This window comes from Flavobacterium luteolum, assembly GCF_027111275.1.
GTDB classification, from domain to species: Bacteria; Bacteroidota; Bacteroidia; order Flavobacteriales; family Flavobacteriaceae; genus Flavobacterium; species Flavobacterium luteolum.
The window spans coordinates 4,151,548-4,175,804 of the sequence record NZ_CP114286.1 but is presented as its reverse complement, the minus strand read 5'-3'; the positions used below and the strand labels follow the sequence as shown (position 1 = coordinate 4,175,804).

The 24,257-nt window shown below is 33.9% G+C and carries 16 protein-coding genes; 10 read left to right on the top strand and 6 right to left on the bottom strand.

Going from position 1 to position 24,257, the window contains the following annotated elements; translation table 11 throughout:
• Positions 1-122 precede the first annotated feature (122 nt).
• The 6 genes from OZP10_RS17935 (at position 123) to OZP10_RS17910 (ending at position 7,488) form a co-directional block, all read left to right on the top strand.
• Complete coding sequence (locus tag OZP10_RS17935) at positions 123-1,316, top strand: aspartate aminotransferase family protein (RefSeq protein ID WP_281632090.1); 1,194 nt, start codon at positions 123-125, stop codon at positions 1,314-1,316.
• Between the two features lie 273 nt (positions 1,317-1,589).
• Complete coding sequence (locus OZP10_RS17930; protein WP_177210100.1) at positions 1,590-2,984, top strand: tetratricopeptide repeat protein; 1,395 nt, start codon at positions 1,590-1,592, stop codon at positions 2,982-2,984.
• A gap of 2 nt (positions 2,985-2,986) precedes the next feature.
• Complete coding sequence (locus OZP10_RS17925) at positions 2,987-3,739, top strand: shikimate dehydrogenase family protein (RefSeq protein ID WP_177210101.1); 753 nt, start codon at positions 2,987-2,989, stop codon at positions 3,737-3,739.
• Positions 3,740-3,795: 56 nt separating this feature from the next.
• On the top strand, positions 3,796-4,548 hold the full coding sequence (locus OZP10_RS17920; RefSeq protein WP_281632089.1) for a lipid A phosphoethanolamine transferase: 753 nt from the start codon (positions 3,796-3,798) through the stop codon (positions 4,546-4,548).
• A gap of 250 nt (positions 4,549-4,798) precedes the next feature.
• On the top strand, positions 4,799-6,778 hold the full coding sequence (locus OZP10_RS17915; RefSeq protein WP_281632088.1) for a DUF349 domain-containing protein: 1,980 nt from the start codon (positions 4,799-4,801) through the stop codon (positions 6,776-6,778).
• 290 nt (positions 6,779-7,068) lie between these two features.
• The gene (locus OZP10_RS17910) at positions 7,069-7,488 is read left to right on the top strand and encodes an OsmC family protein (protein WP_111283188.1); all 420 of its coding nucleotides are present in this window, start codon (positions 7,069-7,071) and stop codon (positions 7,486-7,488) included.
• 57 nt (positions 7,489-7,545) lie between these two features.
• On the opposite strand, the gene OZP10_RS17905 is transcribed toward OZP10_RS17910, so the two are convergent.
• Both OZP10_RS17905 and gyrA read right to left on the bottom strand, forming a co-directional pair.
• Positions 7,546-8,814 carry a tetratricopeptide repeat protein gene (locus OZP10_RS17905; protein ID WP_281632087.1) on the bottom strand — a complete coding sequence of 423 codons (1,269 nt, stop codon included), beginning with the start codon at positions 8,812-8,814 and terminating at the stop codon, positions 7,546-7,548.
• Between the two features lie 37 nt (positions 8,815-8,851).
• The gene (gene gyrA / locus OZP10_RS17900; protein ID WP_281632086.1) at positions 8,852-11,494 is read right to left on the bottom strand and encodes a DNA gyrase subunit A; all 2,643 of its coding nucleotides are present in this window, start codon (positions 11,492-11,494) and stop codon (positions 8,852-8,854) included.
• 257 nt (positions 11,495-11,751) lie between these two features.
• On the opposite strand from gyrA, the gene OZP10_RS17895 reads away from it, so the two are divergent.
• The 3 genes from OZP10_RS17895 (at position 11,752) to OZP10_RS17885 (ending at position 16,425) form a co-directional block, all read left to right on the top strand.
• A complete protein-coding gene (locus tag OZP10_RS17895) occupies positions 11,752-14,298 on the top strand; it encodes an ATP-dependent Clp protease ATP-binding subunit (protein WP_177210107.1) in 2,547 nt (848 codons plus the stop codon).
• A gap of 140 nt (positions 14,299-14,438) precedes the next feature.
• Positions 14,439-15,806: a 30S ribosomal protein S6--L-glutamate ligase gene (gene rimK, locus OZP10_RS17890; RefSeq protein WP_095930862.1), complete on the top strand. Its 1,368-nt coding sequence runs from the start codon at positions 14,439-14,441 to the stop codon at positions 15,804-15,806.
• A gap of 100 nt (positions 15,807-15,906) precedes the next feature.
• The gene (locus OZP10_RS17885; RefSeq protein ID WP_281632085.1) at positions 15,907-16,425 is read left to right on the top strand and encodes a DUF421 domain-containing protein; all 519 of its coding nucleotides are present in this window, start codon (positions 15,907-15,909) and stop codon (positions 16,423-16,425) included.
• A 3-nt stretch (positions 16,426-16,428) separates the two neighbouring features.
• Here the strand turns inward: OZP10_RS17885 and OZP10_RS17880 are convergent, their stop codons facing one another.
• The 4 genes from OZP10_RS17880 to hutH all read right to left on the bottom strand — a co-directional run bounded on the left by OZP10_RS17880 (position 16,429) and on the right by hutH (position 21,191).
• Positions 16,429-17,424 (bottom strand): WG repeat-containing protein, encoded by a 996-nt coding sequence (locus tag OZP10_RS17880; RefSeq protein ID WP_281632084.1) that lies wholly within the window; start codon positions 17,422-17,424, stop codon positions 16,429-16,431.
• Between the two features lie 187 nt (positions 17,425-17,611).
• Entirely contained in the window at positions 17,612-18,952 is a 1,341-nt protein-coding gene (locus OZP10_RS17875) for an inorganic phosphate transporter (RefSeq protein WP_281632083.1), read from the bottom strand.
• A gap of 30 nt (positions 18,953-18,982) precedes the next feature.
• A complete protein-coding gene (locus OZP10_RS17870) occupies positions 18,983-19,627 on the bottom strand; it encodes a DUF47 domain-containing protein (protein WP_008462731.1) in 645 nt (214 codons plus the stop codon).
• A 49-nt stretch (positions 19,628-19,676) separates the two neighbouring features.
• Positions 19,677-21,191, bottom strand: coding sequence for a histidine ammonia-lyase (gene hutH / locus OZP10_RS17865; RefSeq protein WP_281632082.1), 1,515 nt, complete (start codon positions 21,189-21,191; stop codon positions 19,677-19,679).
• Positions 21,192-21,760: 569 nt separating this feature from the next.
• Here hutH and thrA point away from each other — a divergent pair.
• Positions 21,761-24,208, top strand: coding sequence for a bifunctional aspartate kinase/homoserine dehydrogenase I (gene thrA / locus OZP10_RS17860; protein ID WP_281632081.1), 2,448 nt, complete (start codon positions 21,761-21,763; stop codon positions 24,206-24,208).
• Positions 24,209-24,257 lie beyond the last annotated feature (49 nt).

Genomic DNA, 24,257 nt, shown 5'->3' with positions numbered 1-24,257 from the left:
CTTAAAACCTTAGTACCTTCGCCACTTTGAACCTAAAAAAGTTTTCAGTCGCGGTCACAGTTTACAGTTAAAAACATAGTAGCTCAGAATCATAGTATCTCAGCAACTTAGAAGCTAAAAAAATGAATCCAGATTTTATAAAATACCAAGCGCAAACCTCTCCTTACCCACTCGGAATGGAAGTTTCACATGCCATCGGCTCTTACATTTACGACACAGACGATAAAAAATATTTAGATTTTGTTGCTGGAGTTTCGGCTTGTACTTTAGGACATCAGCATCCGAGAGTAAATCAGGCTATAAAAGATCAGCTGGATAAATATTCGCACGTAATGGTTTACGGAGAATATTCTCAGAGTCCAGCAGTTCAATACTGCAAATTAATGGCTTCTCTCCTGCCTGAATCTTTAAATAAAACCTATTTGGTTAATTCAGGTACGGAAGCAATCGAAGGTTCGCTAAAATTAGCAAAACGAGTTACTGGCCGTAGTCAGCTTATTTCTTGCCACAATGCGTATCATGGAAACACGATGGGTTCTATGAGCGTTATGGGATTTGAAGAACGCAAACAGGCTTTTAGACCTTTATTGCCAGATGTTGATTTTATTACTTTCAATAACGAAGAAGATCTACAAAAAATAACTACTAGAACGGCAGCCATCCTTTTAGAAACCATCCAAGGTGGAGCAGGTTTTATTCAGCCAGAAAACAATTTCCTTCAAAAAGTGCGTAAACGCTGTGATGAAGTTGGAGCTTTAATGATTGTTGACGAAATCCAGCCAGGTTTTGGAAGAACAGGAAAACTTTTTGGTTTCCAAAATTACGATGTTGTTCCAGATATCGTAGTTATGGGAAAAGGAATGGGCGGCGGTATGCCGGTTGGTGCTTTTACTGCTTCTGCTGAAAAAATGGATCTTTTAACAGAAAATCCGAAATTAGGACATATTACCACTTTTGGAGGCCACCCTGTCATTGCGTCAGCTTGTTTGGCTACTTTGCAAGAATTAACTGAAACAAATTTAATAGCAGAAACGCTGGAGAAGGAAAAACTCTTCAGATCGCTTTTGGTACACCCTTTGATTAAAGAAGTTAGAGGAAAAGGATTAATGCTTGCTGCTATGACAGAATCGGCAGACATTACCAACGAAGTCATTTTAACCTGTCAAGACAGAGGCCTTATTTTATTTTGGCTTTTATTTGAAGGATGTGCTATACGAATTACACCTCCTTTGACCATTTCTGAAGACGAAATTAGAGAAGGATGCGCCATTATTTTAGAAGTTATGGATGGGATAATGAAAAAGAGCAACAGCTAAAATGAAAAATTATTTTTGAAATATTTCGGTGCTTTTTAATAAAAACGACACGAAGTACCATTCCATTTATATTTCACTATAATCTTTCGGCTTAATTAAAAAAATGACAAAATCGAAGTTAATCCCTTAATTATAAAGGAGATTTCTTCCCAAAACAGAATAAAAAACGCCATATTTTGTTAATTAAATTGTTCAAAACAATTAATTTCCTATCCTTACAACAATTATATGGTTGCCTAAATTTATAACAGGCTAATTTCAAATATACGAAGTATGCAATTAAGCAACGAAGAAGAAGATTATAACCTATCCCTATCCAAATTTGAGTCGATGTTAAAAACTAACAAAGTACTCTTTTTTGATTCTGAAGAATTTGAAGAAATAATTCTTCATTACTTAGACATAGGCAAGGCTAATTTAGCAAAAAAGGCCTTAAAACTTGCATTAGACCAGCATCCAAAATCTACAGGCTTAAAATTAGTACAAGTAGAAATGCTAGTTTATGATGACAAACTCGAGATTGCTGAAAAGCTTTTGAATGAGTTATACGCAATTGAACCTAACAACGAGGAAATCTATATCCAGAAAGCCAATATCTGTTCAAAAAGAGATCAGCACGAAAAAGCAGTCGAACTGTTAAAAATCGCGCTTCAATACACTGATGATTACGCTGACGTGTACAATTTGATTGGAATGGAATATCTATTTATGGACAATCTCGAGCTGGCAAAGGAGAATTTTATCAAGTGTCTTGAAGAAGACTTAGAAGACCAATCTGCTCTTTATAACGTAGTCTATTGTTTTGAATTTTTAGATCAGAACCAAGAGGCTATTGTATATCTTAACGAATATATTAACAGAAATCCGTATAGCGAAATTGCGTGGCATCAGCTTGGACGTCTTCATTATGGCGTAAAAGAATATGAAAATGCTATTCGCGCATTTGACTACGCAACATTGATTGACGACGAATTTTTAGGAGCTTTCATGGAAAAAGCAAAAGCTTATGAACGCCTTAAAAAATACAATGAAGCAATTGAAAGCTATAACAGAACCATTGAATTGGACGATGCAACATCTTATGCATTGCTTCGAATTGGAAAATGTTATGAAAAACTTGGAAATTTAGCAAAAGCAATCCAATACTATAACCAAACTGTTCATGAAGATCCACTTTTAGATAAAGGCTGGATTGCGATAACAGATTTTCATCTTCGCCAGAAAAACTATCAGAAAGCATTGTTTTTTGTCAATAAAGCATTGGCAATCGACAATCAAAATCGTTTGTACTGGAAAAGATATGCAACAATCAATAAACAAATGAATTTCTTTGAAGAAGCCGAATTTGGTTTTAGAAAAGCAGTTGAATTTGGAGATTATGCATTAGATACTTGGTTATACTGGGTTGATATTCTTCAGTTTTTGGGAGAATTTGAAACTGCTATCCAGACTTTATTGCAGGCGACAGAATATTTTCCTGAAGAAAATGAAATCGAATACCGTTTAGCAGGATTGTATTTCATGATTCAGGACAATACAAAAGCTAAATTTCATTTAAGCAATGGTTTACGCCTAAATTTTGACAATTATATCTTGATCGAAGATTTGTTTCCTGTGGTTTGGACAAAAAAAACAGTAAAAAATTATATAGAAAAACATCGTAAATAAGAATGGTTGATATTTTATTAAGAAGACGTTTTGGATTATTAGGACGCAACATAAGCTACTCTTTTTCAAAAGGTTATTTTACAGAGAAATTTAATAATGAAGTTTTTGCTGGCAACAGCTATGAGAATTTTGACATTTCTGAAATTAATTACTTCACAGAATTAATTAAAAACAATCCTGATTTAAAGGGATTAAATGTTACGATTCCGTACAAAGAACAAGTTATTCCTTTCTTAGATAAATTATCAAAAAAAGCCGCTCTAATTGGCGCTGTCAATACAATTAAATTTACTAAAAACGGCAAATTAAAGGGTTACAACACCGATTATTACGGATTTAAAAAGTCTTTAAAGCCATTATTAGAACCACATCATAAGAAAGCTCTTATCTTAGGTACAGGAGGCGCTTCTAAAGGCGTTGCTTTTGCTTTGGATGAATTAGACATTCCGTACACTTTTGTTTCTAGGGAAGCAAAAGAAAACATTATTGATTACGATTTGATTAATGCTACTACTTTTGATAATTTTCAAATTATAATTAATTGTACGCCAGTTGGAACAAGTCCAAATGTGGATGCTTGTCCAAATTTGCCTTATGAATTCTTTACAGAAAAACATATTGCATACGATTTAATCTACAATCCAGCAGAAACCACTTTCTTGCGAAAAGCAAAAGAAATGGGTGCCGTAATTAAAAACGGACACGATATGCTTATTTTTCAGGCAGAGAAAGCTTGGAAAATTTGGAACAAATAAAAAATTAAAATGTTAAAGTATTTTTCGTAAATTAGTCTACTCATTTGCAGACAGTTATGAAAAAACAACTACTTTACTTTAGCATTTTTTTTCTTATTACATTTCTTGCAGCTGCTCAAGACGAAGATATAGACAGAAGCAATAGCCCTTTTGCCGAGCCTAGATATCATTATTTTCTGCAAACTATTCTATTGTACAATGAATATTTAGACACTAAGAATGGCTCTTTTAACACTACAAATTTACGTGTCTTACAACCAATAGGCAACAAAGCTTGGAATCTGAGATTTGATTTACCTTTAATTTCAACCAACTCCAATTCTATCAATCAAACTGGACTTGGCGATGTTGGTGCTGGACTAAGTTTCATACCCTATTTTAAGAAAAATAATGGCATTGGCCTTAGAACCCGTGTAATCTCAAATTCTGCTGTAGATCCAAGTTTTGGAAGTGGAAAATGGGTGGTAATTCCAGCTGGTATTTTTGCAAAATACTTCAATCAAAAGAAATTTTTATGGATTGCGACCATTGAACATTCCCAAAGTTTTGCAGGATCAAGCAATCGTAGCGATGTAAGTGTAACATTATTAGAAAATAACTTGTTATGGTTCTTCGGAAAAAATTGGATTGCTACAGATGTAGCTTTTAGATACAATTACGTTTTGGATGGCTTTCAAAATAATGCCTTTATGGAATTTGGCAGAAAAATAACTCCAACAAACTTAGTTTATGTACACCCCAGCGTAGCTTTTGGTGGCGAAAAATCATATAATTTTGGTATGGAAGTCGGGATGCTGATTTTGTTTTGATTTTGAACAAACTGCTATTTCAGCTTGACTTTTTAGGATTTATATGTTTTTCAATTAAAAATCGAAAATAATATTATTTCTAACTTATCAATTAAAACAACAAAAATTAATATATCATACTGTCAAGTTGAAGTAAACAATAAGAATTTCATCGCAAATTAGCGTATAAACAAAGGATTTATTTTGTAGTTAGAAACACCTTTACTATCTTTCGCACTGTTTAAAATAAAAACCTTATACATTTTTAAAGATGTTAGAAGAAAAGAATGATAACCTGCATGAAGCAGACGGAAAATCAGGAATCGAAATAAATGATTCTGTAGCAAATGATGCAATCGAAATTTCAGATTCTGAAACTTTGACCGAAGATTTGGTCTCAGAAACTGAAAATGAAGTAACAAAACAAGAAGATGCCCATCAGGAGGCATTGGATGCTATAACCAATTCGAACGCTGCTGAAAGTGAAGACGAAACGCTAAAGGAACGTCACGACATTCCTATGCAAGATTACAATACATTTACCCTGGATGCACTTGTTGATGAACTGAAAAAATTGGTGAATATAGACAAGGTAATGTCTGTAAAAGATCATATTGAAGAAATCAAAAAAGCTTTCTTGCTGCAATATCATCATCTTATAGAAGAGAAAAAAGAAGAATTTTTAGCTTCTAATCCAGATCCGAATGAAGAATTTGAATATCACCTTCCGTTAAAATCAAAATTCGACGAATATTATAATGTTTTTAGAGAGAAAAGAAATGCTCATTTTAAACATTTACAGACGAATTTAAAAAGCAATTTAGAAAATCGTCTAGCTATTGTTGAAGAATTAAAAGAATTAATTAATCCGCAGGAAAATATAAAAGATACTCTTAAGCATTTTAATGAATTAAGAGAAAGATGGAAAAATGCCGGAGCTATTCCAAAAGACAAATACAATCACGTTTGGAATAATTACCACTTCCATGTAGAAAATTTCTACGATTATCTTCATTTAGACCGTGAGGCTAGAGATTTAGATTTTAAACATAACTTAGAATTAAAACAAAAAATTATAGCGCGCGTTGAAGAATTGGCAAACGATGCCGATGTGAGCAAATCTTTCCGTGAATTACAAGATTTACACAGAATCTGGAAAGAAGAAATCGGACCTGTTTCTAAAGAACATCGTGATGCCATCTGGAATCAGTTTAGTGAACTGACTAAGAAAATACATGACAAGCGAGAACTTTTATTTGAAAGCCAAAGAGCAAATGAGCAAAAAAATCTTGAAGCCAAAAAAGAAATTATTGCTAAAATTGAAGTGCTTGGAAGCGAAAAAGTAAATTCTCATTCTCAATGGCTTATTCAAATTCAAAAAGTAGAAGAGCTAAGAAATGAGTTTTTTGCAGCTGGAAAAGTACCTTCTGAAGTTAATGAAGAAACTTGGGCTACTTTTAAAACTGCAGTTAGAAATTTCAACGCTTTTAAAAATTCGTTTTATAAAGACATTAAAAAAGACCAAAACGATAATTTAAATAAAAAACTGGCTCTTGTAGCAAAAGCTAAAGAATTACAGGAAAGCACCGATTTCCAAGCTACTACACCTGTAATGAAACAGATCCAGGAAGAATGGAAACAAATTGGACATGTTCCTAAAAAATATTCAGACAAAATCTGGAAAGAATTTAAGGATGCTTGCAACCATTATTTTGACAAATTAAAAGAGCATAAATCTGAAGAGAACAGTGATGAAGTGGCTGCTTTTGACAATAAGAAAGCTTATTTGGATGTTTTAAGAGCTTTCCAACTAACTGGAGATCACAAAACTGATTTAGATGCCATTAAAGCACATATTGAAACTTGGAAAGGTTTTGGAAAAGTTCCTTTTTCTAGAAGACATATTGAAGGGAAATTTAATAAAATCTTAGATGCTCTTTTTGAAAAACTAAGTTTAAGCAAAAAAGAATCTGAAATGATGCGTTTTGCAAATCGTCTTGATTCTTTATCTGACAGCAATGATACGCGTAAATTAGACAATGAAAAGATCTTTATTATGCGTAAAATTGAAGAAGTTCAAAATGAAATTTTTCAATTAGAAAATAACATTCAGTTCTTTACCAACACAAAAAATGCCAAAAAAGAGAATTCAATTGTGACAGAGGTTCGTAAAAACATTGCAATTCACAAAGAAAGCCTTGAAGTTTGGAAAGATAAATTGAAACAATTAAGAAACTTAGGACAAGAGTAATTCTAGTCGAATTCTAAAGAATAATAAAGTGTAACGAGCAATTGTTACACTTTTTTTTTGCGCTTATTTTTTAACGCAAAGTCTGCAAGATTTGAAAACTTTGTGTATCCCGATAGCCATCGGGATTGTAAGCTTTGCGGTTAAAACTCACTCTAACCTAAAACCCAAAACTTAACAATACAATTAAATTTCATAAAACTATTCTGCAAAATATTGATTATATTTGAGTTACCACTATTAACTGGCAATCAAGCAAATAACATTTAATACTAATTTTAAATACGGAGAATATGAAATTTACAAGAAAAGCACACGCCAACTGGAAAGGAACCGGTATGGAAGGAAAAGGAACAATCAGTACACAAAGTACAACTTTAGATAATGCACAATTATCTTTTAAAACAAGATTCGCTGATGGCGTTGGAACAAATCCTGAAGAATTGGTTGCTGCAGCTCATTCTGGCTGTTTTACGATGCAATTAAGCTTTTTACTAAATGAAGCTGGGTTTACAGCCGACGATTTAACTACAGAAGCTACAGTAACTTTTGAAGATGGATCAATCACTTTGATTCACTTAGATTTAAAAGGTAAAGTTCCATCCATATCTGCGGAGGAATTTGCTTCAACAGCAGCAAAAGCTAAAGAAATCTGTCCGATTTCAAAACTGCTAAATACAACCATTACTTTATCTGCTGAACTAATCAGTTAAGACCATAAAAAAACCATTCACAATGTGAATGGTTTTTTTATTTTATAATGCCAATAATTACATTTTTGCTTTTAAAGCTTTAGCTTCTGCAGTCATTTCAAGAGCGCTATAAACTCCTAATAATGTTTTAGAAACATCCTCATTTTTAGGATCTAATTCATTTGCTTTTTTAAGGTAAGGAATAACTCCTTTGAAAACAGCCTCTCTTTGCGCTTTTAAAACATCGTAACGTTTCATATCTTTAGCAGAAGTACCTAATTTATTCATTTCATCAATGATTGGTTTTTCAGCTTCTAATTTTAATGCAGCAAGATTCAAATAAGCATTTGTATACTCAGGATTGATTTCGATTGCTTTTAAGTAATATTTCTCTGCGTCAGCATTGTTTTTAGCCCCAGCGCTGATTACTCCTAAATTGAATACTAAGTCAGCATTTTTAGGATCTTTCTCTAAAGCTTCATTAACTAATTTTTTGTACATATCGTAGTCTTTAGTCTCTAGATATAAATTAGCTTCTGTTAAAATTAAAGAAGAATCTTCTGGATTTGCTTTTCTAGCATCAGCGATTGCTTTTTTAGCATCTTCTGTACGTCCTTTTTGAACTAAGATTAATGCTAAGTTTTTGTAGATCTCACCTCTTTTAGAAGCAATAGCTTCAGTTTTAGGTTTTTCGTGAGTACCTAATTTAACAGCTAAATCTCTTTCTTTAGCATTAGCAAAACTATCATCATTTCCAGAAGCTTTGTTTACAGCTGTATACAAAGTTCCTTTTCCTGAATAATTTATTTTTTTCAACTCTTCGTACATTGGCAAAGCAAGATCAAAATCTTGTGAATTTACAGCTGTAGAAGCTGCATAGTACAAGTTAATAGTATCTTTTTTGTCTAATTCATATGCTTCGTACAATTTTTTTGCACCTTCAACATGTTTGCTAGCTTGTGTATCAGCAATTGCAGAATTAATCAACAAACCTTTAATGTTTGTAATTGAAGCAGCAGCTTGAGTTGAATATTTTTGTTTTCCAGAAGTTTTTTCTACTTCAATTAATTTTTTGTAGCTGTCAGCTGCAGCTAATAAATTTTTACTTTCTTCAACTTTTTTGTTTGCAAGTTCAAGAAAAGCATTTCCTTGAACGAAATAATATTGCGCCTGCTCTGTATCTTTAGCATTCACAATTAAATTCTCTGCATCTTTTAATTGAGCAAGAGCACCTTGCGCATCTCCTCCTTTTAATGCTTTTTCAGCATTTTTAATTTGATCTTTTTGAGCAAACGTAGCTACAGAGATCAGTAATGCTGATGCAAGTATTACATATTTACTTTTCATAATGGTATTTATTTGTATTTAATTTTTTGTTTTTTACTTATTCTTCAGACTCTTCATCTTCTGCCTCAGCATCGTCTTCATCTTCTACCTCTTCATCATCAGAATCATCGTCATCTTCTGCAGATCCATCATCTTCAAGAACTTCCAAGTCTGGCTTAACTCTCTCGATTGCTCCAATTACATTTCCATCTTCATCCACTTCTACTTCTTCTACATCATCTTTCATTACAGTTGTTACAGCAGCAATAGAATCTTTTCCTTTTAAATTGATCAATCTAACACCTTGAGTTGCACGTCCCATAACACGTAAATCTTCGATTGCCATTCTAATTGTCAATCCTGATTTATTGATAATCATCAAATCATCTGAGTCAGTTACTGCATTAATAGAGATTAATTTACCTGTTTTTTCAGTAATATTAAGCGTTTTAACCCCTTTACCTCCACGGTTTGTAATTCTGTAAACATCTTCTCCATCTTCATCAACCAATTTAGTACGTTTTCCGTAACCGTTTTCAGTTACCACTAAGATTTGTGATTCAGAAATATCATTTTTATCAACCGTAACCATTCCGATTACTTCGTCAGTTTCATCTTTTAAGGTAATTCCACGTACTCCAGAAGCTGTTCTTCCCATCGGACGAGTTTTAGTTTCTTCAAAACGAACTAATTTACCAGATTTAACTGCTAAGATAATTTGGCTTTCACCATTTGTTAACTGAGCACCAAGCAACTCATCACCTTCTTTAATTGTAATTGCAGCAACTCCATTTACACGAGGTTTAGAATATTTCTCTAAAGAAGTTTTCTTAACCTGTCCTTGTTTAGTCACCATTACAAGATTATGAGTATTGATATAATCTTTATCTTTTAAATCTTGCGTACAAATGAAAGCTTTTACTTTATCATCACTTTCAATATTCACCAAGTTCTGAATTGCTCTACCTTTTGCCGTTTTGCTTCCTTCTGGAATTTCATAAACACGCATCCAGAAACATTTTCCTTTTTGCGTAAAGAACATCATATATTGGTGGTTTGTTGCCACAAACATGTGCTCCAAGAAATCCTGATCTCTTGTTCCTGCACTTTTTTGACCAACTCCTCCTCTATTCTGAGTTTTGTATTCTGTCAAATTCGTACGTTTGATGTAACCTGCATGCGAAATGGTAATTACCACATTTTCATCAGCAATCAAATCTTCAATACTTACATCTCCTCCAGAATATTCAATTTTAGAACGACGCTCATCACCGTATTTATCACGGATTTCTGTAAGCTCTTCTTTAATCAAATCAATTCTTAAATTAACATCTGCTAATAAAGCTTTTAAATGTTCGATTAACTTCATTAACTCGTCAAACTCAGCTCTTAATTTATCTTGCTCCAGACCTGTTAACTGACGTAAACGCATCTCAACAATTGCACGAGCCTGAATATCCGACAATTTAAATCTTTCGATTAATTTCTCTCTTGCTTCATCTGTGTTTTTAGAACCTCTAATTAACGCGATTACTTCGTCGATATTATCAGAAGCAATAATTAATCCTTCTAAAATATGTGCTCTTTCTTCTGCTTTGCGTAATTCAAACTGCGTTCTTCTAACTACTACATCGTGACGGTGCTCAATAAAGTAATGAATCATGTCTTTTAGATTCAGTAATTGAGGGCGTCCTTTTACTAATGCAATATTATTAACGCTAAATGAAGATTGTAATTGAGTGTATTTGTATAAAGTATTTAAAACTACGTTTGGCGTAGCATCACGTTTTAAGATGTAAACGATACGCATACCATTTCTATCCGATTCATCACGAATATTGGCAATGCCTTCAATTTTTTTATCGTTAACCAAATCAGCCGTACGTTTGATCATTTCGGCTTTGTTAACTTGATATGGAATTTCTGTAACAATAATACATTCTCTTCCGTCCACTTCTTCGAAACCGACTTTAGCACGCATTACAATACGTCCTCTACCCGTTTTAAAAGCTTCACGAACACCTTCATATCCGTAGATAATACCTCCAGTAGGGAAATCAGGCGCTTTAATATGAGTTATTAATTCATCTACTTCAATATCGTTATTATCAAGATATGCTAAAGTACCGTTGATAACTTCAGTTAAATTGTGTGGCGGCATGTTTGTCGCCATACCAACTGCAATACCTGTTGCTCCATTTACTAATAAAGTAGGAACTCTTGTTGGCATTACTTTTGGTTCATATATTGTATCGTCAAAGTTCAATTGAAAATCAACTGTCTCTTTTTCGATATCGGCCATAATCTCTTCAGAAATTTTACGCATTCTGGCCTCAGTATAACGCATTGCTGCAGGACTATCTCCATCGACAGAACCAAAGTTACCCTGACCATCAACTAATAAATATCGCATACTCCACTCTTGAGCCATACGAACCATTGCGTCGTAAACAGAGGTATCTCCGTGCGGGTGATACTTACCCAGAACCTCTCCCACGATTCTTGCAGATTTTTTATGGGCAGATCTTGATGTTACACCTAAATCATACATTCCGTAAAGAACTCTTCGATGCACTGGTTTCAAGCCATCTCTAACATCAGGAAGTGCTCTCGATACAATTACTGACATCGAATAATCGATGTAAGCTGATTTCATTTCATCTTCAATGTTAATAGGAATTAACTTTTCTCCTTCAGACATAAGTTGTTATATTAAATAATTATAATAGTTTCAAAGCGTGCCAAGATACGTTTTTTTAAATTTTTTTCAGCTATTTCCTTACACTTATTTAAATGATTTATTAACAACTTTATTTTGGCTTTTAGTTAATAAATTAAACGTTTTTTAACTCTTTTATTGTCTTTTTTTTCGTCTATTAGCTGACAGGAGATGTCGATGGGTACGGTTTTTGTTTTTAAAACTGTAATTCACTAAATTTACAATACCAATTATATATTATGGATGATAATTTTTCACCAAGAGTAAAAGATGTTATTACGTACAGTAAAGAGGAAGCTCTACGTCTAGGGCACGACTTTATTGGTACAGAACATCTTATGCTAGGTATTTTAAGAGATGGTAACGGAAAAGCTATTCATATACTTAATAACCTAGATGTCGATTTAGATCATTTACGCAGAAAAGTAGAAATACTGAGCCCTGCCAACCTGAGCGTTGAAGTAAATGCCGAAAAGAAAAACCTTCATCTTACCCGACAGGCCGAAAGAGCCCTGAAGACCACTTTTCTGGAAGCAAAAGTATTTCAAAGTTCATCGATTAGCACCGCACATTTGCTGTTATGCATCTTACGAAACGAAAACGATCCAACAACCAAGCTATTGAATAAGCTAAAAATAGATTATGACGTAGCTAAAGAACAGTACTTAAATATGACTCCAAACGAAGAAGAATTCTTAGAAAACTTGCCAAGAAACGAATCGTATAATGACGATTCAGGACAAGATGACAGTCTAAAAGAAAGCAGTTTTAATAATCCCGCCAATAAGTCAAACAAAAAATCTAAAACCCCAGTTTTAGACAATTTTGGGAGAGATTTAACAGAAATGGCTGAGGAAGGGAAATTAGACCCTGTTGTAGGACGAGAAAAAGAAATTGAGCGTGTATCGCAAATTTTAAGCCGTAGAAAAAAGAACAATCCGCTTCTTATTGGAGAGCCTGGAGTTGGTAAATCTGCTATTGCAGAAGGACTTGCTTTGCGTATTATTCAAAAGAAAGTATCTCGTATTCTTTTCCACAAACGTGTTGTTACTTTAGATTTAGCAAGCCTAGTAGCGGGAACTAAATACAGAGGACAATTTGAAGAAAGAATGAAAGCCGTAATGAACGAGCTTGAAAAAAATGATGATATTATTCTTTTTATTGATGAGATCCATACTATTGTAGGTGCTGGTGGAGCAACAGGTTCGCTTGATGCTTCAAACATGTTCAAACCTGCTTTAGCAAGAGGTGAAATTCAATGTATTGGTGCTACTACTCTTGATGAGTACAGACAATATATTGAGAAAGACGGTGCTTTAGAAAGACGTTTCCAAAAGGTAATTGTAGAACCAACTTCTGTTGAAGAAACTATTGCGATTTTGAACAACGTAAAAGATAAATACGAAGATCACCACAACGTAACTTATACTCCAGAAGCTATTGAAGCCTGCGTTAAATTAACAAACAGATATATGTCTGAGCGTTTCTTACCAGACAAAGCTATTGATGCTATGGATGAGGCTGGTTCTCGCGTACACATTACCAACATCGATGTTCCGAAACAAATTTTGGATTTAGAACGTCAGCTGGAAGAAGTTCGCGAAATGAAAAATATGGTTGTTAAAAAACAAAAATATGAAGAAGCTGCCAAACTTCGCGATGATGAAAAACGTATCGAAAAAGATCTTGCTTTAGCACAAGAACAATGGGAAGAAGATTCTAAAAACAACAGAATTGAAGTTACAGAAGATAATGTAGCCGATGTTGTTTCTATGATGACTGGAATTCCTGTAAACAGAATTGCACAAACAGAAAGCAATAAATTAGCGCACTTGCCTGAACTAATTCAAAACAAAGTAATTGGTCAAAACGAAGCGGTTCTTAAAATTGCTCGTTCTATTCAGCGTAACAGAGCTGGTCTTAAAGATCCAAACAAGCCAATTGGTTCGTTCATTTTCTTAGGTCAGACTGGTGTTGGTAAAACGCAATTGGCTAAAGTTTTAGCAAAAGAATTATTTGACTCTGAAGATGCTTTAGTTCGTATCGACATGAGCGAATACATGGAGAAATTTGCGATCTCTCGTTTAGTTGGAGCGCCTCCAGGATACGTTGGATATGAAGAAGGTGGTCAATTGACTGAGAAAGTTCGTAGAAAACCTTACTGTGTGGTTCTTTTAGATGAGATCGAAAAAGCACACCCAGATGTATTCAACATGATGCTTCAGGTTTTAGATGACGGATATTTAACAGATAGTTTAGGTCGTAAAATTGACTTTAAAAATACTATCATCATCATGACATCTAACGTTGGTGCACGTCAGCTAAAAGATTTCGGACAAGGTGTTGGATTCGGTACTGCTGCAAGAACAGCACAAGCTGATGAAAACTCAAAAAGCATTATCGAAAATGCATTGAAGAAAACCTTTGCTCCTGAGTTCTTAAACAGAATTGATGACGTAATTGTATTCAACAGTTTAGAAAAATCAGATATTGATTTGATTATCGAAATCGAATTGAAAAAACTATATTCTCGCATTGCAGAGTTAGGCTACAAATTAACTTTAACAGACAAAGCCAAAGCATTTATTGCTGAAAAAGGTTTTGACAAACAGTTTGGAGCTAGACCATTGAAAAGAGCAATTCAGAAATACGTTGAAGATTTGTTGGCCGAAGAAATTATCACTTCAAAAATTCATTCTGGCGATGAAATCATGATGGACTTAAAAGATGATTCTCAAGAATTATCAGTTGAAATTCACAAAGCCGAAGAGCCATCGAATCAATAAATTAGTCAAAATTTATAACATTCATAATATGCCCGTTACGTTTTCATAACATAACGGGTATTTTTTTTATCAAAAATCACTATCTTTAATAAAAGCAAATAGCTATTTTTGAATTTAAATTCTATAATACAAAACAAAATATGCTTCAAAACAAAGTCATTTTAGGCAGCGAAGAATGGTGCTCATTTCCAGAACTAGGAATCCCGACAATTAAGGCTCGTGTAGATTCTGGCGCCAAAACTTCGGCAATGCACGCTCTAAACATAGCTCCTTTCATAAAAAATGATGCGAATTGGGTAAAATTCGACATTAACCCGATTCAGAATAATATCAAAACCATTATTCATTGCGAAGCTCCTTTGGTTGACAAACGAATTGTAAAAAGTTCGAGCGGATTTAGAGAACATCGCTACGTGATCCAAACCAACTTAAAAATTGGCGATGCAAAATGGCCAATCGAAATGACTTTGACTAATCGTGATTCTATGGGATTTAGAATGCTTTTAGGACGCGAAGCGATGAGCGGAAGGGTTTTAGTCGATCCAGAACAAAAATATCTTTTAGGACAGCCTACAGCAGAATCCTTAAAAGAATTATACCAGAACTCAGAAAAAGCAACGACAGGTTTACGAATTGGTCTTTTAGCCAGTAATCCAGAATTATACAGCAATAAAAGAATCATGGAAGCGGGTGAAATGCGCGGACATGAAATGCATTTTTTAAATATTAAAGAATGCTACATGAAACTAGACGCTAAAAAACCTGAAATTCATTATAGAGGCGGTAAAATCTTAAACGAATTTGACGCTATTATTCCAAGAATCCGACCAAGCATTACTTTTTACGGCTGCGCTTTGACACGTCAATTTGAAGCTTTAAAAGTCTTTGTGCTAAATTCAGCGACAGCTATTACTCAATCTCGAGATAAATTATATTCACTGCAATTACTTTTAAACAGTGGAATCGACATTCCAACTACAGGATTTGCTAATTCTCCGCTTGATACAGACAATTTAATTAAAATGGTAGGCGGATCACCTTTAATTGTAAAATTATTGGAAGGAACACAAGGAAAAGGCGTTGTTTTAGCTGAAACCAAAAAAGCTGCAGAAAGTGTGATCAATGCTTTTAAAAGTTTAAATGCTAATATCTTGGTTCAGGAATTCATCAAAGAAGCTAACGGAAAAGATATTCGATGTTTTGTAATCGACGGAAAAGTGGTTGCCGCTATTCAGCGTGAAGCTATGCCTGGTGAATTTAGAGCAAACATTCATTTGGGCGGAACTGCATCTGTCATTAAAGTAACTGCCGAAGAAAAAAAGATTGCCATAAAAGCCGCAAAAGCAATGGATTTAAAAGTCGCTGGTGTTGATATTATTCGCTCTTCTAAAGGCCCATTATTGCTTGAAGTAAATTCTTCGCCAGGTCTTGAAGGAATTGAAGGCGCAACTAATAAAGATGTAGCTGGCGAAATGATTAGAGCTATTGAAAAGAATTTTAAACTATAATTAAGTTCATTTAAACTTAATTTCTCATAAATAATTTAGCAGCTTTGCCAAAGTTTAAAACTTTGGCAAAGCTTTTTTATTTAACTTTAAAATAAAAAACATGACTTTTCCTTATTTAGATATTATTATCAGAAGCGTTGCTGTGTATTTCTTCATGACAATTGCGCTTCGCGTTTTTGGCAAAAAAGAACTTTCGCAATTAAATACTGCCGACATAATTCTAATTTTATTGATCAGCAACTCTGTTCAAAATGCGATGGTTGGTCCTGACACAAGTTTAATCGGAGGACTAATCGCAGCATTAGTTTTGTTTTCGATCAACTTTGCTATTAAAAAATTGACAAAGAGATTCAAAACTCTTGGAGATTTACTACTTGACAAACCCGAAATCTTAATTCATGACGGTATATTAGATTTTCAAACTTTGAGCAGATTAGATGTTTCGCACGAAGAATTAAAAGAAGCGGCACGCGAACATGGCTTGGAGCATTTAACCGATATTAAACTCGCTATGCTCGAAATTGACGGAACTATTAGTATTATTTCGAAAGATCAGAAACAGCTTAAGCAGACGCATTATAAACGAAAACACAATCGTAAAAATCTTCAAAAGTTCTGATTTTTATTTTCCGACTTGGATTCTGACAGTGCCTAAACCATCTTTAAAATCATCTGCTTTTTCGTATTTGGGCACTACAATTTCTTTTCCTTCTTTATCAATAAAACCATATTTTCCGTCCAACTTTATCACAGCAATTCCGTCTTTAAATGACTCAATTCCATCATATTTAATTGGAGTAATTTCTTTTCCTGTTTTATCAATCAATCCGTATTTATCAACTAGTTTCACTTGAATTAAATCATCATTTAAAATCATAAAATCGTATTTTATTGAAGCGATTTCTTTTCCGTCGTTATCCAAAATGCCATATTTATTTTCCTGTTTTACGATTGATACATTATCCTTAAAATAAAAATTCATATCGTACTTAACAGGAACTACAATCTTCCCTTCTTCACTAATTACTCCAAACTTATTATTAGATTCTACTACTGCAAAACCTTCTTTAAAATTTTGAACACGATCATAAATTGGAGGAACAACCTCTTTCCCAATCTGATCCACAATACCAAATTTGCCATTTAATTTCACAACTACAAATCGATCTGCAAAGTCAATTATCTCGTCATAATTCGGAGTTATTTCTTCTCCAACCACATCTATAAAACCCCATTTATTATTTAGTTTTACAGCTGTAATTTCTGGAGATAAAGTTTTTGCATCATCGTATTTTTTAGTCAGCAAAACATCTGAAGACTTTATTAAATATTGAGCTTTAGCATTTTTATTGCTTACAGTTATCCAATTCTGCTTATTAATTATTTCATCATAAATACAGCGAATTACTTCTTTTCCGGTTTTATCAACTACCCCGCTTTTGCCTTTTAATTGCACAACAGCAAACCCATTTTCAAAAGCAGTAATACCGTCGTATTTGCAAGGAACTATTTCTTTTCCTGTCTGATCAACAAAACCATATTTAAAAGTTTTGTCATTTGCCTGAGCAAAACCAGTTTTTACAATCAGCATCAAAACCAATAAAATTATTCTCTTCATTATTTTAAATATTAATGTATTTACAAAACTCAGCAAAATCGGTTTTATCTATAACCTACAAAAGTTTTTATTCTTTCACTTTAAAACAAATTAAAACAAAAAAAACCGATTTCAGATTTGAAATCGGTTTTCTATATTAACAAAATGTGATTTACTTTTCACATTTTACAAAATTCATTTTCTCAGATTAAATAAAGACGCTTAGAATAAAATAAACCAAACCTGCCAATAAAGCTGAAATTGGAATAGTTAAGATCCAAGCCCAGATTAAACTTACTGTAACTCCCCATCTAACGGCAGAAACACGTTTTGTTAATCCAACACCAATAATAGATCCTGTAATAGTGTGTGTCGTACTTACTGGAATTTTTAAGTGCTCTGTAAAGTAAAGCGTCAAAGCACCTGCAGTTTCTGCTGCAACACCTTCAAACGAACTTACTTTGGTAATTTTAGAACCCATTGTTTTCACAATTTTCCATCCACCACTCAAAGTTCCTGCTGCAATCGCAGAATAACACGCTAATGGAATCCAGCTTGGCATTACACCTTTAATACCTGCGTCATCATTTGGAAGCACAACATCTAACCAAGCATCCATGTGAACTCCTGGATTAGTATTGATATATACTGCTACCGCTGCAGCAATAATACCCATTACTTTTTGAGAATCGTTTCCTCCGTGCCCTAAACTAAATGCCGCAGAAGATAATAATTGCATTTTCTTTAAAGCAGCATCTGCCTGATGAAGATTTAAACTGCTGAATATTAAACAAAATCCGCTTACTGTCAAGATAATGAAAGCAACTAAGAACCATTTAATATTATGAGAATCGAATACAACGCTCCAGAAATGAGAATCAAAACGAGGTTTTCCGTGCTCTACAATTTCTTCATAAGAAACCATTTGAACGTAAACAAACCAAATCGTGGCAAGCATTAAAGCTACAGTAAATATTTTTGGTCCGATACTTTTACGTGAAGCATTTAGCAGCCAAATCGAAATTAGGTAAGATGCAATAACTCCTAAAAGCGGTGCTAATACAATAAATGCAATAATAATGAGGACTCCCGAAGGCATTCCGCCATCTTTACCAGCCTTATACCAGCTTACAATTTCGTACCAATAGTGAGTTGCCCCATCTTCTCCAACATAACCAGAGAAACCATGAACTGCAATAGCGTGCGCTACAGCTGCTCCTGCAAAACCTCCAATTAAGGTATGCGAAGAACTTGAAGGGATTCCTAACCACCAAGTCAATAAATTCCAACAGATTGCTGCAATTACTCCGGCTAGGATAACAACAAGGTTAATTTCCATTGTGTGCGCTGTTTTAGCAACAGTATCCGCAACACCAAATCCAAAAACCCAATAAGCCAGAAAGTTAAAAAATGCTGCCCAGACAACCGCCTGAAAAGGTGTCAAAACCTTTGTTGCAACAACAGTCGCTATAGCATTTGCCGCATCATGAAAACCATTGATGTAATCAAAAATTAAGGCTAATACTATAATTAATATAAGTAGCGTCATAAAATTATAACTTCAGATTGAAAAATTGAATTAAGAATGTTTTACAGAAATAGATTCTAGTATGTTCGCAACACTCTTACATTTGTCTGTTGCTGATTCTAAAACAGATAACACCTCTTTATATTTAATAATATTTTTAGCGTCTGTTTCGTTTTCAAAAATTTCAAAAACTGCTTTGTTATATACGTTATCAGACTTGTTTTCTAGTTTGTTAATTCTAGCACAAGCATCTTTAATAACTTTAAAGTTTTGTAAGTTTCTCAACTCTTTTACAGCACTGTCAATGTTTTGACAAGCTTCAAGGTTGATTTCTGTCATCTTTCTGATAGATTTTGTAATCTTATCAACTTGATACAATCTCATACGGCTAGATGCACCGTGAAGGTAATCTGCAACGTTGTCAATTGAAGTAATTAATGTATGAATATCTTCTCTATCAAACGGAGTAATAAAGTTTCTGCTTAACTCAAGGTTAGTCTGACGTGTAATGTCTTCTCCTTTTTGTTCTAATTCGTCAATCTTTTGAAAAAGAATTTCTCTTTCTTTTAATGGTAAATTTACAGCTTCGTGTAAGTTAGAAGCTAATTCAATTAAATTGCTAGAAGCCTCTTCAAAAAGTGGAAAGAATTTTTTGTCTTTCGGCACTAAAAATTGGAAAATACTGTTTATTGACATTGTTTTATTTTTGATAGCGCAAAATTACCTTCAATAACACGTTTCAGTGTTAAGCCATTGTTAACAAATCGTTTTCAATTTGAAAACTCTCAAGGAATAACACCGTGTTTTCTATGTCATTATGTAAGATTCTGTCTTCTTTTACCAAAGGCACAACTTCTCTGTAGCTGTTTAAGAACATTTCAATAAAATCACTTGATTTTAAAGGCTCTCTGTAGGCAATTGCCTGAGATGCATTTAATAATTCGATTGCCAAAATACGCTCTAAATTATCTAAAATACGTAAGGCTTTTGTAGCGCCGTTTGCTCCCATGCTTACGTGATCTTCCTGACCGTTGCTTGAAACAATACTATCGATACTTGCTGGTGTTGCTAATTGCTTGTTTTGACTTGCAATACTTGCTGCAGTATATTGCGGAATCATGAAACCTGAATTTAATCCCGGGTTATCAACCAAAAATGCCGGAAGATTACGCAATCCCGAAATTAACTGATAGGTTCTTCTTTCAGAAATACTTCCTAATTCGGCCAAAGCAATTGCCATAAAATCTAAAGCTAAAGCCAAAGGCTGTCCGTGGAAATTTCCGCCAGAAATAATCTGATCGGCTTCAATAAATATGTTTGGATTATCTGTAACTGAGTTGATTTCTGTTTTGAATACTTTTCGAACATAATCGATCGCATCTTTTGAAGCTCCGTGAACTTGTGGCATACAACGGAAAGAATACGGATCTTGAACGTGTTTCTTTTCCTGAGTGATAATTTCACTTCCGTCTAAGAATTCAGTTATTCTTTGTGCCGTTACGATTTGTCCTTTGTGCGGACGTATATAATGTATCAATTCGTTGAATGGCTCGATTCTTCCATCAAAACCTTCTAGAGAAATAGTTCCGATTAAATCTGCTAAATACGAATATTTATAAGCTTTAATTAAAATATGAGCTCCGTAAGCACTCATAAACTGAGTTCCGTTCAATAAAGCCAAACCTTCTTTTGACTGTAAAACAATCGGTTCCCAGTTAAACTGCTTCAAAACTTCGGCAGAAGCTACCTTTTTTCCTTCAAACAATACAATTCCTTCTCCAATTAAAGGCAAAGACAAATGTGCCAAAGGAGCTAAATCTCCTGAAGCTCCAAGCGAACCTTGCGTGTAAATAATAGGCAGAATATCATTATTGTAAAAATCAACCAAACGCTGTAAAGTGATCAATTGAACTCCTGAATGTCCATAGCTTAAAGATTGGATTTTAAGCAGCAACATCATTTTTACAATTTCGGCAGGAACTTCCTCGCCAGTACCACAAGAGTGCGATTTTACTAAGTTTTCTTGAAGCTTAGATAAGTTTTCATTAGAGATTTTTACACTATATAAAGATCCGAAACCAGTATTGATACCGTAAATTGGTGCAGTATGCGATGCCATTTTCTTATCTAAATAATCGCGGCATTTCTGAACATTTACTTTAGCTTCTTCAGATAATTCAAGAATTTTATTCTGACTTAAAATTTCTTGTAATGTTTCTAAAGTAATCGTTTCTGAACTTATATAATGGATCTCTCTCATGATGATTGTAAATTTTAAACGCCAAAATTCAACAAATCAATATTAAAAAGCAACATTTTATCACAATAATTAAGATTTCTTTAAAAGCGGTTTAACTATTTCAAATCGCTTTTCAGATCAAAATATACCGTTACATCCCATTTTTAAGGTCCTTTTGAATTAAACATCAATCATTTGCATGGACTAAATCCCAAAAAAAAGCTATCCAAAATATATCAAAACATCAATTTAGCATATTCAATTTTAACAAATACTCAATATTGATTTATAGAGATTTGAATTATTAAAATATTCGTAAAAACGCCTTCTAAGTTTTTAACTCATATAAAAAGCTGTACTTTTGAAAAATCAAAAATGAAAAGTAACAGCATAAAATATCAATCTACAATTATTACAGCTCAAACAGGAGTTGCAATTGCTGCTACCATTATTACTACTACAACAACTACTACCCCTTAGGGGTATACATTTTTACATATAATCCTAGGTTACCTATACTTTTTTCTTGAAAGAAGAGAGTTATTGGATACATAAAAATATTTGCATCAAAAGAAAAAAAATATCACAAAATGAAAGTATTAAAATTTGGCGGAACTTCGGTTGCCAATGCTCAAAATATAAAACTCGTTCTCGAAATTGTAAACCAAAAATCTAAGCAGGATCAATTAGTTGTAGTAGTTTCAGCGTTAAGCAAAGTAACCGATTTACTGCAATTGGCAGCGGCAAAAGCAGCAGCAAACGACGAAAGCTTTAGAGAAGTTGTGGCTGAAATCGAGAAAAAACATCTTGACACACTAAAAGAACTTATTCCTGTTAGCGAACAAAGCAGCCTTTTAAGCCATGTGAAAAGAATCATCAACCATTTAGAAACTTTATTGGACGGATGTTTCTTGCTTGGCGAATTATCTCCTAGAACTGCCGATACAATTTTAAGTTTTGGAGAATTGCTATCGTCTTTCATTATTGCTAAAGCCTATGAGCAAATCAGTAAAGATGCAGTTTACAAAGACAGTAGAGAATTAATTAAAACAGATAATAACTTCGGAAAAGCAGTTGTAAACTTTGAAGTTTCAAATAAATTAATTCAGGAATATTTTGGTTCGAATGAAGCGAAAATCAATATCATGCCTGGATTTATAGCGCAGACTCTTGACGGAATCACTTCGACTTTAGGTCGCGGTGGATCTGATTATACTGCAGCCATTATCGCTGGAGCAATCAATGTGGAACAACTAGAAATCTGGACTGACGTAAACGGAATGTTTACAGCAAACCCAAAAATTGTAAAACAAGCTCAGCCAATTTCAAACATCTCTTATCAAGAAGCGATGGAATTGTCGCACTTTGGTGCAAAAGTGTTGTATCCGCCAACAATTCAGCCGGTTTTAAGAAAAAATATTCCAATTTTAATCAAAAATACTTTTGAACCAGAAGCTGAGGGAACTTTGATTTCGAATCAGGTTTCATCAAAAGATACTGTTGTAAAAGGAATTAGCCACATCGATCATATTTCGCTTTTAACTCTTGAAGGTCCAGGAATGATTGGAGTTGCAGGTTCTTCTAGACGTTTGTTTGAAGTATTATCTCAAGAAAAAATCAACGTTATTTTTATTACTCAGGCTTCTTCTGAACATTCAATCTGTATCGGAATCTTGAATTCGGATGCTGATAATGCCGAAGCTGCAATTAACAGCGCTTTTGAAATCGAAATTTCGCAGAACAAAATCGATCCTTGTTATGTAGAAAAAGATCTTTGCATTATTGCTTTGGTAGGCGAAAACATGAAAAACCACCAAGGTTTAAGCGGAAGAATGTTTAGCACTTTAGGAAAAAACAACGTAAACATTCGTGCCATTGCACAAGGTGCTTCTGAAAGAAACATTTCGACTGTAATTAACGAAAGAGACGTTAAAAAAGCATTGAATACTTTACACGAAAATTTCTTCGAAGAAAACACAAAACAGCTGAACCTATTTGTAATGGGAGTTGGAAATGTGGGAGAAAAATTCATCGAGCAGATTCACAACCAAAGAAAGTTCTTAAAAGATAATTTAAAGATCAACGTTCGCGTAATTGCTTTGTCTAATTCTAGAAAAATGGTATTTGACGAAGACGGAATTTCTTTAAAAAGTTGGGATTCCGCTTTAAGCGAAGGTGAACCAGCAAGCATTGAAGAATTCATCAAAAAGGCAAAAGAACTGAATTTACGTAACAGTATTTTCGTGGACATCACTGCAAATGCAACGGTTTCTGAAGCTTACGAAAAATTCTTAAAAGAAAGTATTGCCGTTGTAACTTGTAATAAAATTGCTTGTTCTTCTGCTTATGACAACTATAAAAAACTAAAAAGCTTATCTCGTCAATATAACGCTCCTTTCTTGTTTGAAACGAATGTTGGTGCGGGATTGCCAATTATTGATACAGTAAAAAATCTGATTGCGTCTGGAGATAAAGTGCATAAAATTCAGGCAGTTTTATCTGGAAGTTTGAACTTTATTTTCAACAATTTTGACGAAAACAACTCTTTCCACGATGTGGTAAAAGAAGCGGGAGTTCAAGGTTTCACAGAACCAGATCCAAAAATTGACTTAAGCGGAATCGACGTAGCGCGTAAAATCCTGATTTTGATTCGCGAAAGCGGTTACGAAATGGATATTGACGCCATTGCAAACGAATCGTTCTTGCCAGCAGAATGTTTAGCAACAACAAACAACGAAGATTTCTTCGCATCGTTAATCAAACACGCTTCGCATTTTGAAGGTATTTATAAAGAAGCTTTAACCAAGGATTCAAGATTGAAATACGTAGCGCAATTCGAAAACGGAAAAGCAAGCGTAGGTCTGCAATTCATTCCAAAAGATCATCCTTTTTACAATTTAGAAGGAAAAGACAATATTGTATTATTTTACACAGATCGTTACGTAGATCAGCCTTTATTGATCAAAGGAGCCGGAGCCGGAGCAGCGGTAACAGCTTCGGGAATTTTTGCAGACGTTATTCGAATAGGAAATATTTAAAGGTGCTAAGGTTCTAAGATGCTAAGGTTCTAAGTTTTTTTTCAAAACT